Below are 14,732 nucleotides of genomic sequence, written 5' to 3' on the forward strand. Positions count from 1 at the left end.
TGTCCTCGGGTCAGCCGATCTGCGGCCTGACGTCAGTTACCTTGGCGTTCTTCATAACCGCTGGCCGGGCCAGGTAGACCAACGCCTGCGGGGTTTGGCCGGGATCGTTATCAGACCTACTGTCAATCGTGATGTCGGGGCCTGTCAGCGCCCTAAGGAAGGCGGGATCGGGCGCCGCTTGGGAAGATCGATCCAGCGCGTAGAGCGCGGCGACCGTGGCGAGTCCGACGAGAATCAAACCGCCCCACACGGCGGCGGCGTTCACCCGGTGCGCCACGCCCCACAGTGAGCCGACGCCCAGGTTTCCCAGCAAGATGCCGGCGCCCACGACCGTGCTGTAGAAACCGTAGTGAGTTGCCACCAACCGGTCGCCCGACAATGCCACCACGGTCCGCATTTCGAATGGAAACAACGCCGCCGAGGCAATCGCAAGCAGGCTGGCCGACAGCAACAATGCCGCGACGGCTGCGAGGGTGCCGAACCGCTCGACATCCGGAATCACCGCGAGCGGAACGAACGACGCTGCCAGGATGCCGGCGCCGACGACTAGGCTGCGGCCGGCGCTCCAGCGCGCGGCGAACCATCGGGTGATGCGTAGCTGCCCGGCAACCGCGACCACCCCCGATACACCGAACATCGCTGCCACCAAGAGGGATTGGTGACGCGGCGTCAAAACCGATGCCTGCATGGGCAGCGCCAAGTAGATCTGAAACGACAGCAGATAGGCACCCGTCATGGCCGCGGCGAAGCACCAGAACGCTCGGTTGCGGGCAACCGTGCGCCATCCCTGCCCGACGGAGGTCTGCCCGTATTCGGGGTCGGCCGACTGTTGCGGCAACGCCAGCAGCTGGGCCACGGTCAGCGCGGCGAACACCGCCGAGGCACCCAGCACGGTCATCCGGAAATCCAGCGCCAGCAACGCCAACCCCACCAGCGGGCCGAGTAGGATGCCCGCCTGGTAGAAGACGTTGAACATCGCAAATGCTTCGATTTTCCGATCGCCGGCATCGGCGACAAGGTAGGCGCGCACCGCGGGGTTGAACAGCGCGCCGGCGAAACCTGTTGCGGCCGAAGCAATCAGCACAGTAGGCAACGACTGTGCGAACACCAGCAGGCCAAATCCACCAGTACGGATCAAACACCCGGCCACGATCATCGGCTTGTAGCCGAAGCGGTCCGCCAGCGTGCCGCCCACGAAGAACATGCCTTGCTGGGAGAAGTTGCGCACCCCCATCACCAGGCCGATCGCCCACGCGGCCAATCCCAGCGGACCGGCCAGGTAGTCAGCCAGATACGGCATCAGCATGTAAAAGCCGATGTTGATGCCGAACTGGTTGATCATCAGCAGCCGACTGGGCCGGTTGAAACTGCGAAATCCGGTGAGCAGTTCCATCATGGCGCCACCCGGCTCGGGTCCACCACGGAAGTGGTACGGGTCCAGCGGGTGACGACCGCCGCCGAGGGTGAGGCAATCTCGTCGGGGCCGGTGGCGGGCCGGCCACCGAGCAGCCGGTGCTCGTCGCAGTATTCGTCGTTGTAGATCGTGTCGAAATAGCGGTTGGGGCCGTCGGGGAACACCGCGGCGATCGTCGTGTCCGACGGCAAGGTGCGCGCGGCCCATCCCGCGACTAGGGCAACCGCCCCGACACTCCAACCACCGCTGGCGTAGTGCGTAGCGGCCAGGTTGCGGCAGGCCCAGACGGCTTCGGCCGGAGCAACCCAGTGCACCTCGTTGAATGCGGCATAGTCGACGTTGCGCGGGTAGATGCTCGAACCCAGTCCGCGCATCAGCCTGGTGGAGGCGGGCTGGCCGAAGATCGTCGACCCGATGGTGTCGACACCGATCAACCGCATATCCGGATTGAATTCACGCAATACCCGTGCGACGCCGGCCGAATGGCCGCCGGTGCCCACCGAGCACACCAGCACGTCGACGTGCCCGAGCTGGGCGGCCAACTCCAGCGCCAGTGGCCGGTACGCGTCGACGTTGTCGGGGTTGCCGTACTGGTTGGGATTCCAGGCGGCGGGGTCGGCGGCCAGCAACTCGGCAACCCGGTCTTTGCGAGCCTGCTGCCAGCCGCCGACCGGGTGCGGTTCGGTGACCATGTCGACGCGGGCGCCGTAGGCGGTGAGCATGCGGGCAATGATGGGTTCCAAGCCCGGGTCGGTGACCAACGTCACCGGATGCCGGTAGGTGTTGCCGGCTAGGGCCAGCCCTAATCCCAGAGTGCCGCTGGTCGATTCGATGATCGTCGCGCCAGGAGCGAGGTCCCCGCGGGCGTGGGCACGTTCCACCATGTGGATAGCGGGGCGGTCCTTCATGCCGCCCGGGTTGAATCCCTCGAGCTTGGCCCAGAATCCACGATCGGCGCTGCCGACCGGCCCGGCGCTTCCCGATATCCACAGCACCGGGGTGTTGCCTACCATGGTCCCGGGCTGGCGATTCCGGCGTGGCGCCTGCCGATATCCATCGGGCACCAAGCGGTACGGATCCCGGTGCTGTCGCCGTACCGAGGTGAGGTGCGCACGGTTGGCGCGCAGGATGCGCGGGTTGTTCAGCCGCGCGGCAGTTTTCAAGGGCACGTTTATGTTCATGGTGTCGTCGCTTCTGTATCGAGGCCGCCGATGGCGTGCGGCAAGGTGATAAGGGTCAGCAGTCACCGGCCATGGCGTCATTGTCACCAGGGCCTGACACTGACCACTCAGCAGCGAGACAGGCAGAACCGAGTCAACAGATCTTGATCGAAGCGGACATCGGCCGGCGGGCTGCGCCCGACGGCCATCACGGCCGGGATGAGCACCGGCGCGATGCCGGCGATCGCCCCCACCACGGCAGCTTCGAAGGCCGGCGGGTCCGGCCGCGCCAATACCGCGCTGGCCGGTAGCGGAGGGCACGGAGGTGCCGAATCGTCGGCGAGGTGTGCGTGACCGAGGTTCACCGCAAATTCACCACCGACAGCGGCCGATAGCGCGTGGTTCGGGTGCGCCGCGTGGCGATCGAACTGCGGCAGCCAGCATTGAGCGGCTACCGCGGACAAGACCACGAACAGGACGGTGGCGACCCGCGCGGACCGCGTCCACACCGCCTGCCGAAGGTTCACGCCGATCACTGTATACCCCCATCGGGTATGTAGTAAAGTGCGCATTGCGGCTTGCATGACAGTCGATGTCCTAGCAGGGTAGGAGCGCGGGCCCCAATCAACGCCAGACGAGGAGCTGTGAATGCCGGTACTGCCAACGAGCGGTCATCCCCTGGGCGGAGTGCAGCTCAGCAGGCGCGGCTTTATCGGCGCCGGCATCGCCGGCGGGCTGGCGCTGGCGGGTTGCGGCCACTCACAATCACACTCAGCGGGCGAGACCGCCATGACCGACGCAATCGACGCGGCCGAGCGGGCACGCCCACACAGCGGACGAACCGTTGCCGTCAGCCTGACCCCGCAGCAGGTGGACATCGACCTCGGCGGGCCGATCGCCCGTACGCTGGCCTACGGCAACACCGTCCCGGGCCCGCTGATCCGGGCCGCCGTGGGCGATGAGCTTGTCGTCGCGGTGACCAATCGGCTCGACCATCCCACCTCGGTGCACTGGCACGGCATCGCACTGCGCAACGACATGGACGGCGTCGCGCCCGCCACCCCCAACATCGAGGCCGGCCACGACTTCACCTACCGGTTCTCGGTTCCCGATCCCGGCACCTACTGGGCGCATCCGCACGTCGGCCTCGAAGAGGACATGGGGCTTTATCTACCGGTCATCATCGACGACCCGACCGAGCCAGGGCGCTACGACGCGGAATGGATTGTCGTGCTTGACGATTGGACCGACGGCGTCGGCAAGAGTCCGCAACAGATCTACGACGCCCTGGTCGACCCGAACAAGCCCACCACCCCGCCGAGCACGACCCCGCCAACCACGACAAATACGACGAGCACGACAAGTACCACAAGTACGACGACCACCCCCGAGACCACGCCGTCGTCCCCGATGCCCGGTATGCCCGGCATGCCCGACGGCGATGTGACCACCAGCGACTTGCTCGGCGGCGACGCCGGCGACGTCGCCTACCCCTACTACCTGATCAACGGCCGCATCCCAGCGGCCCCCACGACCTTCAACGCCAAACCGGGACAGCGAATCCGCATCCGGATCATCAATGCCGCCGCCGACACCGCGTTCCGTGTCGCGTTGGCAGGACATTCGATGACGGTGACCCACACCGACGGTTACCCGGTACTGCCGACACCGGTCGACGCGCTGCTGATCGGTATGGGCGAACGTTACGACGTCATCGTGACGGCGGCATCCGGCGTCTTCCCGCTTGTCGCGCTGGCCGAAGGCAAGAACGCCGTGGCCCGCTCGCTGCTGTCCACCGCCGCGGGCAGCGCGCCGGACCCGCAGTTCCGCCCGGCGGAGCTCAACAAGAGGGTGGGCACCATCGAGATGTTCACCGCCACAACGTCGGCCAATCTGGGCCGGCCCGAACCCGGCCTCGAACTTCCCGTCGTATTGGGCGGCACCATGGCCAAATATGACTGGACGATCAACGGCGAGCCCTACAGCAGAACCAAGCCGCTGCACGTACACCAGGGCCAGCACCAACTTCTGGTGTTCGACAACACCACCATGATGTGGCACCCCATGCACCTGCATGGCCACACCTATCAGATCATCAAGGCCGACGGTTCCCTCGGCGCGCGCAAGGACACCGTGATCGTCCTGCCCAAACAAAAGGTCCAGGCGGTGCTCGTGGCCGACAATCCGGGGACGTGGGTGATGCACTGCCACAACATGTATCACCTGGCCGCCGGCATGATGACGCGCCTGGACTACGTCTTCTGACGGCTGAAGAAGTCCAGCAGCAGTTGGTTGACGGTCGTGGGCTGCTCGATCTGCGGACAGTGACCCGCGTCGTTGATCACCACCGAACGTCCGCCCCGGATCTGTGTGGCCATCTCCGCGGCCCACCCGCCGGGCAGGAGTTTGTCGTTGCGACCTTCGACGACGAGTGTGGGCACCGCGATGCGCTCATACCGACGCACACTCGACGGGTTTGCGGCCAGCTCAACACCGGGACGGCGAAAACGCGCTGCGGCCACCGCCTCCCACGCTCCCGGAGCGATGCTCGACTCGTAGCGGCGCCGCACATAGTCCGCGTCGTTCGGATAGCGGGCGTCGTGAAACAGCGCCGTCACGATACGGCGCATCCCGTCCAGCGTGGCGTCATAGCGCTGCAGCGCCTCGAAGTGGCGGTTCTGCTGAATCTCTCCCCCACCGCAGATGATCGCCATGGAGCAGATCGGCAGCTGCGGCGCCTCCGACGTCGCGTCGGTCAGCAGCATGATGGCGCCCATCGAATTGCCGGCGAAATGCGCGGATTCCACACCGAGAAGATCGCAGAACCGCGCCAGATGCCGAATGCGCATTCCGCGGCCGTCGACGAAATCCACCACCTTGGCCGACTCCCCGAACCCGAGCAGGTCGGGCGCCAGCACCCGGTAGCGCGCTGCCAACGCGACAAGGTTTTGCTCCCAACCGAATTCGGCGCTCGCGCCGAATTCGCCGCCGTGCAGCAGCACCACCGGGTCGCCCGCGCCTGCCTCCAGATAACTGGTGTCCAGACCGTCGACCAGGGCAATTCGGCGGGATGTGTGCATCACTTGATCGCGATGGGGTTCACCGGCGAGCCCACGGCGCCAACGAATCTCAACGGCGGCGCGATCAGCTGGAACTCGTAGACCCCGTCGGTGGCGCAGTCGGCCGCCAGGGCCGTGAGGTCCCAGTATTCGCCCAGCATCAGTCCCATGTCACGCAAGCACAGCAGATGAAATGGCAAGAACAGGCCCTCGACCCCGGAAACCGGGTCCTCCACCTGAAGGTTGTCGGCGGCCACCGCGGCGATCTCGTGATCGTGCAGCCACTGGGCGCAGCGCCAGTCCAGCCCGGAGTACCGCTCGGTCTTGTTGCCGGTCATCAGAAACCTTGCCCACCAACCGGTTCGGATCAGCACGATATCACCGCGGCCGACGGTGACACCTTGGGCACGAACGACGTTCTCCAGCTCTTCGGGGGTGATCGGGTTCCCATGTTCGAGAAAGACTTCCGCGCCGCGATGCCGTACCAGGTCCAGCAGCACGCCCCGAGAGGTGATGCCCTTGGTGTCGACCTTGTCGATACCGCAGTGGTAGGCACCCAGGCTGGTCACCGATCCGGCCGGGAAGCCGTTGTAGAGCTGGTCGTCGTAGTAGACGTGCGCCAGCGCATCCCACTGGGTGGCTGCCTGTAACGGCATGATGACCATGTCGTCGTTGAATCGGAACGGATTGTCGACCAGGTACTTGCCCATCTGCTCGGCCGTCGGGTTCTGAGCCCAGCCCGGACCGTACTGGCCCAGCGTGTTCGCATCACCGCCGTCCACGGTCATCAGGTGTATGGGGTTGTGCCGGAACCCGAAAGCGCCCTGCGGACCGGACGACCCGAAGTCCACGCCGAGCGGAAACACTTTTCCGTGCCGGACCAGGCTGGCGGCGTGCCGGACGGTGTCGGCGGTGATGAAGTTCAGGGTGCCGAGTTCGTCCCCGTCACCCCACCGGCCCCAGTTGCTGAGATCGGCGGCTACCCGCCTGAATTCGGCTAGGCCGGCCATGACGCCCGTCCCTTCTGCAGGTCCCTGGCGATTGCGGCGCCCAGGTTTCCGCCGTCCACCCACACCACCTGGCCCGAAATATAGCTGGCGGCAGCGCTGTTCAAGAACAGCAGCACCGCGGCCTGTTCGGCCGGATCGGCGACCCGCCCCAGCGGCTTGGCGATGTCGTCGAGCAATTGCGGGCCGTAGGCATGCCTCAGCTGATCGAGGATGGGTGTTTCGGTCACGCCGGGTCCGGTGCAGTTGATGCGGATGCCGCGCGCAGCGAGCTCGGCTGTGCGGCGCATGGTGTAGAGAATGACTGCCTCCTTGGATAATTGGTAGCCGCTGCCCATCGCGTCGGGATGGCGCCGGCACCATTCGATTCCTTCGGGCATCGTCGTGGTATCCAGCAGCGGTGCCACCGTCCCCAGATGTTCCCGGTAGTTTGCCGCAGCTAGTGATGACACGCTGACAATCGACGAACCCGCGGGCATCAACGGGTTCAGCGCATCGGTGAGATGGCGCAGCCCTAGAAAATTGATGGTGACGACCAGGAGCGGGTCACCGATCCCCGAGGAGACGCCGGCGACGTTGAACAGCGTGTCGACCTGGTCGCCTACGGCCGCAACAGCCCGATCGATCGAACTCGGATCGGCGAGGTCAGTCTGGTGAAAGTCGTTGAGCTCGTAGGCTGGCCGTCGCCTGTCCAATCCCACCACGTGCGCGCCCAACTCGCTGAGTTGATGCACGAGCTGCGCACCGATGCCCGTGGCGCATCCGCTCACCAGCGCGAGGCGGCCGTCGTAACGCCATAGGTCATCGATCCGGCCCAACGTCTAACCAGCTTCCGGTGTCACTGACACTGCTCCTTCGCGCGGCGCGCCGCCATGACGCGGCCCTCGTTGATCTCGGCCATGGCTTCGGGAATCTCGCTGGCAGTGAATTTACCGCCGCGTCCGGTGGGTAGGCCGCCGAACGAGTAGGTTTCGTCGAACGGGGGTGCGCCAAAGGGTCGTGTTTGCGGCCGGCGAGCCTCGATTCGCTCGATGACGGGAGCCAGCCTGGCGGCCTTATCGGCGACCGCCTTGGCGTCGCGCTCGATGAATTCCGGCAGCACTTCGGCGCCCATGATGGCGATGGACTCCATGGTGCCCTCGTGACTGCGCGGGTTGAGCAGCAGGATGATCTCGTCCACGCCGCTCTCCTCGTAGCCGCGCAGGAACTCGCGCACGGTGCCCGGCGAGCCGATGGCGCCGCGTCCCGGCCCGTACGCCAGCATCGGATCCTTCTGCACCTCTTCGAGATACCGGTTCCACACACCCGTCCGCCCGGGCGTGTGCACACCGGTCATGTAGTAGTGCATGATTCCGAACGAGAAGAACCCGCCGCCCTGTCCGAGGCGCCGCAGCGCCTCGTCGTCGGTCCGGGCGACCATCATCGACAGGTCACCGCCGATGGCCAGGATGTTCGGGTTGATCCGTGGGGTCGCCGGGACGCCGTTCTCCTCGAATTCCTTGTAGTAGCCGTTCACCCGCTCGGACAGCGGACCCGGACCGGTGTAGGCGAAGCTCAATGCGCCGATGCACTTCTGGGCGGCCATCTGGACGCTGGCGGGCCGGGTGCAGGCGACCCATACCGGCGGGTGCGGCTTCTGCATCGGCTTGGGAATGACGTTGCGGGCCGGCATCTGGATGTGCTCACCCGCGAAGCCCGAGAACGGTTCCTCGATCATGCAGCGAATCGCGACTTCCAGCGCCTCCTCCCATTGAGCCCGCTTGTCGGCGGGATCGATATTGAACCCCCCGAGTTCGCCCACCGAGGATGATTCGCCGGTGCCGAACTCGACCCGCCCGTTGGACAGCAGGTCCAGCGTGGCAATGCGTTCGGCCACCCGCGCCGGATGGTTGACCGCGGGCGGCAGGTGCATGATGCCGAATCCCAACCGGATGTTCTCGGTCCGCTGGCTAGCCGCGGCCAGGAATATTTCCGGTGCGGTGGAATGACAGTATTCCTCGAGGAAGTGGTGCTCGGTGAGCCACACGGTGGAGAACCCGGCCTTGTCGGCGGCCTCGACCTCGTCGAGGCAGTCCTGCAGCAGCATGTGTTCGTCATCGGCGTTCCAGGACCGCGGCAGCGCGAATTCGTAGAACAGCGAGATTTTCACGGTTACCTCCTATGAGCATTACGTGCTTGTGTCACAGCGTGTTTCGCTGCGACATAGCTAAAGGTCATGGCGGGTCCGATGGTTGCCCCTGCGCCGGCATAGCTGCGGCCCATCATGGGCGCGGAGGTGTTGCCCACCGCGTAGAGTCCACGCACCACGGTGTCGTCGCAGCGCAGGACCCGTGCCTGTTCGTCGGTGCGCAGGCCTCCCGACGTGCCGAGGTCGCCCAGCACGATGCGGAACGCGTAGTAGGGCGGATCGCCCAAGGGATACAGGTTGGGGTTGGGTAGTGTCGGGTCGCCGTAGTAGTTGTCGTAGGCGCTGTCGCCGCGGTTGAAGTCGTTGTCGTGTCCCCTGCGGGCAAGCTCGTTGAAACGCGTTGCCGTTGATTGGAGTCGGGCCGGCGCAACGCCGATCTGGGCGGCCAGCTCTTCCCACGTCTGCCCTGCTTTGACGACGCCGGACTGCAGCCAGGCCGCGGGCACCTTGCGCCCGGTGGGCACCGGCGCGCCGGGAATCTTCGGTATCGGCAGATGCCCGGCGATGACGTATCGATTCCAGGACCGGTGATCGGTGATCAGCCAACACGGGATGTGGGTGACCCCGGACTTCTGGCCCTCGATCATGGCGTGGCCGAAATCCATGTAGGGTGCGGCCTCGTTGATGAAGCGCCTGCCGTCTCCGTTGACGATGAATTGCGCGGGCATCATCCGCTCGTTGAGCATGAATTGCATTCGGCCGTCGGGCCATTGAATAGCCGGAAACCACCATGCCTCGTCCAGCAGCTCGGTGGCCGCGCCGATCCGCTGGCCGGCACGGATCCCGTCGCCGGTGGCCGCGGGATTGCCGAAGCTCCAATCCTGGTCCACGATCGGCTGCTGTTCCTTGCGCCACGCCAGGTCGTGGTCGAAGCCGCCGCTAGCCAGGATCACTCCGTGTCGCGCGCCGATCCGTGTCGGCGCGTCCGACCTGTTCACCAGCGCACCGATCACCGATCCTTCGGCGTCGGTGAGCAACTCGACCATCGGCGAGTCCAGCCACAACGGTATGCCGCACTCTTTCATCGCCAGTCGCAACCGTGCCGCCAGTGACTGGCCGATCGCCGCCATCCGCTCACCGAATACCCGCGCCCTGACCATGCGGGCAATCAGCCTCAGCAGCAACGTCTTTCCGCTCCACGACTGGTGGATCCGATAGAACGCACGTAACTCGTTTGGCCCCAGCCAGATTCCCTTCGGCGTCAGCGCCAGCGGCCGTAACAGCTTCTCCTCGTCGTCACCCAATGAGCGCAGATCGATGGGCGGCACGTTGATGGTGCTGCCCAGTTCGGAGCCGCCGGGCAGATTTGGATAGTAGTCGGCATAGCCGGGCTTCCAGACGAATTCCAGCCACGGCGAGAGCCCTTCCAGGAACTCCAGCATCCGTGGGGCCGATTCGACGTATTGCCGGATCCGTGCCGGACTTACCAGACCGCCGGTGACCCGGCGCAGGTACTCGATGACATCGGCGGGTGCCGGGGCATAGCCCGCTCTGCGCTGCGCCGGCGCGCCGGGTACCCAGATGCCGCCGCCGGACAAGGCGGTGGAACCACCGAAGTATGCGGACTTTTCCACCACCAGCGTCTGCAGACCGGCGGCGTCGGCTACCAGCGCGGCCGTCATTCCGCCGGCGCCGGAGCCGACCACCAGCACGTCGACGACCTGGTCGAACGCTTCGATGCCGGTGAAAGTCATGGGCTTGCCGCTGCCGTCCTGATGGCGAACGCGGTGATCAGGTCGGGGGCCTGTTTGTAGTAGCGAACCGTCGTCCGGTACTGTCCCGCCGTCGCCAACGCGGCGAAAGCGGCTATCCAGGTGCGGATTTCATGCGCGGATCCACCGCCCTCGTGCATCACGAACGAATTCGACCACTGATCCAAATCATCGAGGTGTCCCCCGTCGACGATCTCCAGGAAGCGCTGATCCCAGGCCGGGTTGAGGGGCTGAAGATTGCTGTCTCCGGCGGCGAAGCTCTTGGCCGCGTCGATCACGGCCGTCTGCCGGGCTTGTCGTTGCTCAGCTGTCATCGGCCGGCCGTGCACGAGCCGCTCCCGGGCGGCCGGACCGGCGTCGTCGAGCGTCGGCACCGGCGGACTGTGCGACAGCCCCCCGGATCCGATCACCAGCACCCGCTTGTCCAACGTGGCAAGGAAATTACCGACCGCGGTGCCCAGTGCCCGGCAACGGCGCAGTGGTCCCAGCGGTGTGGCGATCGCGTTGATGAAGATCGGTATCACCGGGCGCGCGGTCGCTGCGCCGAAGAGCTTCTCCAGCGGCTGGACCGTTCCATGATCGACGTCCATGCTGGCCGAAAGTGCGACGTCGATGTCCGCGCCGAGCACGGCCCGGGCGCAATTCTCCGCGATCGCCCGGGGCACGTCGAGCGGCCCGGCATGGCTACCGTAGTCCCCGACTCCGTTGGCCTGCATACCGATACAGAACGGCGGCATCACCTTGTAGAAGAACCCGTTGTAGTGGTCGGGCGAGAAGATCACAACCAGTTCAGGACCGTAGCAGCCGACGAATTCCCGGGCCTTGCCGATCGCGGTATCAACGTCGTCAAGCAGGTCCCGCGGCGGCCCGGGTAGATTCAGCAGCGGGCTGTGGGACATACAGCACAGAGCCAGTGGCACTTTGAAAATCACCACCTCTCGGAGTGAGGGTGAGGGCCGCGACGAGCGATGCGCTCAACTCGGGAGCGAGTTGGGCGATACACGCACCGGCGATACAGCGGTCGGGGCGCAGGAAGAGCACCGATTCATCGTGTGCGTCGAACCAGGACTTGAGGTCTCCGGTGTGGTCGCCGACGATCACCACCTCGGGGTCGTCGTATCCGGTCCAGTGCAGCTGAACCTGCGGGCGCGCGGCAACGAAGCGGGCACCCAACCGCTGCCACGTCGAAAAGGCCTGCGCGCCCAGGATCTTCCGCGGGTTGTTGTTCCAGCACAACACGGCGAACCAGGCGCCCAGCACGTCGTCCAGCAAGACGTTGCGGCGGGTGCGGGTGTTGACCCGGGGCTGGACGAACAAGGTGCCCACCGGTGACGCCGGATTACGGGGCTCGGAATGGACCACGGCGCCGCGCTCGTAGCGCGGCATTGGCTTGAACCGCATCTCGAGCACATATCGCTTGAGCGACGGCACCGCCGAGGCCGCCCGCACGATCAGATCCCGCCCGGCCGCGATCCTTCGGTCGGTGGGCGAAATCACCCGGCCCACCATGGTGGACAGGTCGATCATCGCCCGGGCGTGTTTGCGGCGTTCCATGTCGTAGCTATCGAGCAGGCAGTCGCCGGCCTGCCCGGTGACCACCGCGGCGAGTTTCCAGCCCAGGTTCGCCGCGTCACGGATGCCGCTGTTGTAGCCCTGCCCCTGCCACACCGGCATGAGGTGCGCGGCGTCTCCGGCCAACAAGAGCCGGCCGCTGCGGAAGGCTCCGGCAATTCGCGAGTGATGGGTGTAGATGCGCCGGCGGATCACCTCCACCCGGTCCGGGTAGGGCACCACTCGTGCCAGCATGCGGGTCAAGAACGCCAGATCCTCCGCCTGCTCGTCGGATTCGTCGGCGTGAATCATGAACTCGAACCGGCGAATTCCGTGTGCGACGGAGATCGAGGCATAGGGGCGTTGCGGATCGGCGCCGACCTCGCTGTTGGGGTGGCCCAGCGGATCGTTGGCGATATCGACGACCAGCCATCGGGTGGGCGACGTGGTGCCTTCGAAGGAAACCCCCATCGTCCGGCGGATGATGCTGCGGCCGCCGTCGCAGCCGACGACGTAGCGGGCGCGCACGCCCGACAGGCCACCCGGGCCACCGCATTCAACCGTCACCGCGTCGCCGGTTTGCCCGCAGGACATCACCGGACGGTTCCACCACATTTCGACGTGGTCGAATCGGTCCAGCCCCCGCAACAATTCGACATCAACCAGCGGCTGCACAAAGCCGTTGCGCTTGGGCCAGCCGAAACGCGCGTCAGACGGGGCTATTTCGGCCAGAACCCGGCGCTTGGCATCCAAGAACCGCAGGATCTGGTTGGGCACCGTGTGCGGGAGGATTTCGTCGACCAGACCGATCGACTGAAAGGTGCGCAGCGCCTCGTCGTCCAGCCCGACCCCGCGCGGATAGTCGATCAGCGCACCCCGCTCCTCGGCCACCAACGTGCGAATACCTTGCAGTCCAAGAATATTGGCCAAGGTCAGCCCGACCGGGCCGGCCCCGACCACCAACACGTCAACCTCCTGTCCGCTCCCGCTCATCAGCGTCCCAGCAGGAAGTCAAGGTGCAGGCGATTGAACGTCTTGGCGTCCTCGTACTGCGGCCAGTGCCCGCAGCCCGGCATCACCTCGAAGCGAGCGCTGGGAATCATCGATGCGATGCGGCGACCCTCCCCAACATCGGCCGTCGGGTCGTGAGTTGTCCAGAGCACCAGCGTCGGTGCGGTGACGGCCCCGTAATCGCCGGTACCCAGCAGGTTACGAGCCCGAATTTCCGGGTCCTGCAACGCCATGATGTCGCGCATGGCCGCGACGAATCCGGGCTGACGATAGATGCGCTGCCGGGCGGCCACTAGGTCGTCGTAATCCTTGGACTTGTCGGCCATCAACCACTTGATCCGCGACTGCACGGTCTCCCAGGTCGGATTCTCCGCGGCTGCCATGGACAGCGCGACGATGCGCGCCATGACTTCCGGGTCGGCCTGCGAGCCGCCGGCGGTGTTGAGCACCAGGCGGTCGACGGCGTCCGGATGGTCGATGGCGGCGCGAGCGGCCACCCAGCCACCCAGCGATTCACCGCTGAGCTTGATCCGGTCGGCCCCGATGCTGCGCACCACCGCCATCAGGTGCTCGACGTAGTGCCGGATTTCGAGTGGATGCCCCGGTTTGTCGGTATAGCCGTGACCCAGCATGTCGATCGACCAGGTCCAGAAATGTTCGGCGTGCGCCGCCAGGTTGCGGACGTAGGCCTCGGCGTGCCCGCCGGACCCGTGCAGCGAGACCAGCACCGGCGCGCCGGGATCGCCGGCACGCAGGTAACGCGTCCGGATCCCCGCGGCGTTGAGGTAGCCCTGCTCGAACGGGACACCTTGGAGATCGCTCCACAGGCTCTCGAACTCCGCCACGGTTCCTTCTCCCTGGAAGCCAGGTTCTCGTTTTCGACCAACTGGACTGTGCTAATATCACACATTAATGTGCGGTATATATAGAGCTTTGCTCTCCTTCCGAAGCCTGTCAAGACCATGACCGGCTCGCAGACCCTTGCCAGAGGGCTCACCGCACTGCAGCTGGTGGCGGTTTCACCCAGCGGGCTGACCATGCAGGAGGTGGCCGACCGGGTTGGCGTCCACCGGACCATCGCCTACCGGCTATTGGCCACGCTGACCCAGTTCCGCCTCGTCGCCAAGGGTGAGGACGGGCGCTACCGTCCGGCGGCCGCGCTGGCGGTCCTCGGCTCGTCCTTCGACCACAACCTGCGCCAGCTGAGTCTGCCGACGCTGCGGTCGTTGGCCGACGAGCTCGGCACCACGGTGTCGCTGCTGGTCGCCGAGGGTGACCAGCAAGTGGCGGTGGCGGTCATCGTGCCCACCCAAGTCGCCTACCAGCTCGCTTTCCACGAGGGCAGCAGATACCCGCTGGACCGCGGCGCCGCCGGCATAGCCCTGCTGGCCAGCCTGCCGCCGCGCCAGGGCGAACGGGACCTAGTCGCCGCCACCCGGGAGCGGGGCTGGGTGATGACCTACGGCGAGATCGAACCCAATACCTATGGTCTGGCCGTGCCCGTGCGCCGAGCCGCGCCGTCCCCGCCGACCTGCATCAATCTCATCTCCCACCGCGAAGACATGGTGATCCGGGGACGGGACGCGGTCATCAAGGCCGCCACACAGTTATCCACGCTGCTGAGCTGAAG

At 65.9% G+C, this 14,732-nt stretch carries 13 protein-coding genes; 2 read left to right on the plus strand and 11 right to left on the minus strand.

Features of this window, described 5'->3' with window-relative positions; translation table 11 throughout:
- Positions 1 to 10 precede the first annotated feature (10 nt).
- From EET13_RS24110 to lpqS, 3 genes are all read right to left on the minus strand, one after another.
- Positions 11 to 1,393, minus strand: coding sequence for an MDR family MFS transporter (locus tag EET13_RS24110; protein ID WP_244604086.1), 1,383 nt, complete (start codon positions 1,391 to 1,393; stop codon positions 11 to 13).
- Positions 1,393 to 2,541: a PLP-dependent cysteine synthase family protein gene (locus tag EET13_RS24115; protein WP_244604087.1), complete on the minus strand. Its 1,149-nt coding sequence runs from the start codon at positions 2,539 to 2,541 to the stop codon at positions 1,393 to 1,395. Before EET13_RS24115 ends, EET13_RS24110 begins: the two co-directional genes overlap by 1 nt.
- 161 nt (positions 2,542 to 2,702) lie before the next feature.
- Positions 2,703 to 3,101 carry a putative copper homeostasis (lipo)protein LpqS gene (lpqS, locus tag EET13_RS24120; RefSeq protein ID WP_244604082.1) on the minus strand — a complete coding sequence of 133 codons (399 nt, stop codon included), beginning with the start codon at positions 3,099 to 3,101 and terminating at the stop codon, positions 2,703 to 2,705.
- Between the two features lie 121 nt (positions 3,102 to 3,222).
- Here lpqS and EET13_RS24125 point away from each other — a divergent pair, with 121 nt between their 5' ends.
- Positions 3,223 to 4,839 (plus strand): multicopper oxidase family protein, encoded by a 1,617-nt coding sequence (locus EET13_RS24125; protein ID WP_122444617.1) that lies wholly within the window; start codon positions 3,223 to 3,225, stop codon positions 4,837 to 4,839.
- On the opposite strand, the gene EET13_RS24130 is transcribed toward EET13_RS24125, so the two are convergent.
- Genes EET13_RS24130 through EET13_RS24165 form a run of 8 tightly spaced genes read right to left on the minus strand, consistent with a single transcriptional unit; the run spans position 4,827 to position 13,947 of the window.
- Entirely contained in the window at positions 4,827 to 5,654 is an 828-nt protein-coding gene (locus EET13_RS24130; protein ID WP_122444618.1) for an alpha/beta fold hydrolase, read from the minus strand. The genes EET13_RS24125 and EET13_RS24130 overlap by 13 nt on opposite strands.
- Positions 5,654 to 6,643 (minus strand): cyclase family protein, encoded by a 990-nt coding sequence (locus EET13_RS24135; protein ID WP_122444619.1) that lies wholly within the window; start codon positions 6,641 to 6,643, stop codon positions 5,654 to 5,656. Before EET13_RS24135 ends, EET13_RS24130 begins: the two co-directional genes overlap by 1 nt.
- Positions 6,631 to 7,458 carry a coniferyl-alcohol dehydrogenase gene (locus EET13_RS24140; protein ID WP_122444620.1) on the minus strand — a complete coding sequence of 276 codons (828 nt, stop codon included), beginning with the start codon at positions 7,456 to 7,458 and terminating at the stop codon, positions 6,631 to 6,633. The genes EET13_RS24135 and EET13_RS24140 overlap by 13 nt, the downstream gene beginning before the upstream one ends.
- A gap of 20 nt (positions 7,459 to 7,478) precedes the next feature.
- Positions 7,479 to 8,789 (minus strand): LLM class flavin-dependent oxidoreductase, encoded by a 1,311-nt coding sequence (locus EET13_RS24145; RefSeq protein ID WP_122444621.1) that lies wholly within the window; start codon positions 8,787 to 8,789, stop codon positions 7,479 to 7,481.
- A 2-nt stretch (positions 8,790 to 8,791) separates the two neighbouring features.
- Positions 8,792 to 10,507: an FAD-binding protein gene (locus tag EET13_RS24150; protein WP_122444672.1), complete on the minus strand. Its 1,716-nt coding sequence runs from the start codon at positions 10,505 to 10,507 to the stop codon at positions 8,792 to 8,794.
- An 11-nt stretch (positions 10,508 to 10,518) separates the two neighbouring features.
- Complete coding sequence (locus EET13_RS24155; protein WP_244604083.1) at positions 10,519 to 11,439, minus strand: 3-carboxyethylcatechol 2,3-dioxygenase; 921 nt, start codon at positions 11,437 to 11,439, stop codon at positions 10,519 to 10,521.
- The gene (locus EET13_RS24160; RefSeq protein WP_122444622.1) at positions 11,387 to 13,084 is read right to left on the minus strand and encodes a bifunctional 3-(3-hydroxy-phenyl)propionate/3-hydroxycinnamic acid hydroxylase; all 1,698 of its coding nucleotides are present in this window, start codon (positions 13,082 to 13,084) and stop codon (positions 11,387 to 11,389) included. Before EET13_RS24160 ends, EET13_RS24155 begins: the two co-directional genes overlap by 53 nt.
- Positions 13,084 to 13,947: an alpha/beta fold hydrolase gene (locus EET13_RS24165; protein WP_122444623.1), complete on the minus strand. Its 864-nt coding sequence runs from the start codon at positions 13,945 to 13,947 to the stop codon at positions 13,084 to 13,086. Before EET13_RS24165 ends, EET13_RS24160 begins: the two co-directional genes overlap by 1 nt.
- Before the next feature lie 117 nt (positions 13,948 to 14,064).
- Here EET13_RS24165 and EET13_RS24170 point away from each other — a divergent pair, with 117 nt between their 5' ends.
- Entirely contained in the window at positions 14,065 to 14,730 is a 666-nt protein-coding gene (locus EET13_RS24170; RefSeq protein ID WP_122444624.1) for an IclR family transcriptional regulator, read from the plus strand.
- The last annotated feature ends 2 nt before the right edge of the window (positions 14,731 to 14,732 follow it).

This window comes from Mycobacterium attenuatum (genome assembly GCF_900566085.1).
Taxonomy (GTDB): Bacteria; Actinomycetota; Actinomycetes; order Mycobacteriales; family Mycobacteriaceae; genus Mycobacterium; species Mycobacterium attenuatum.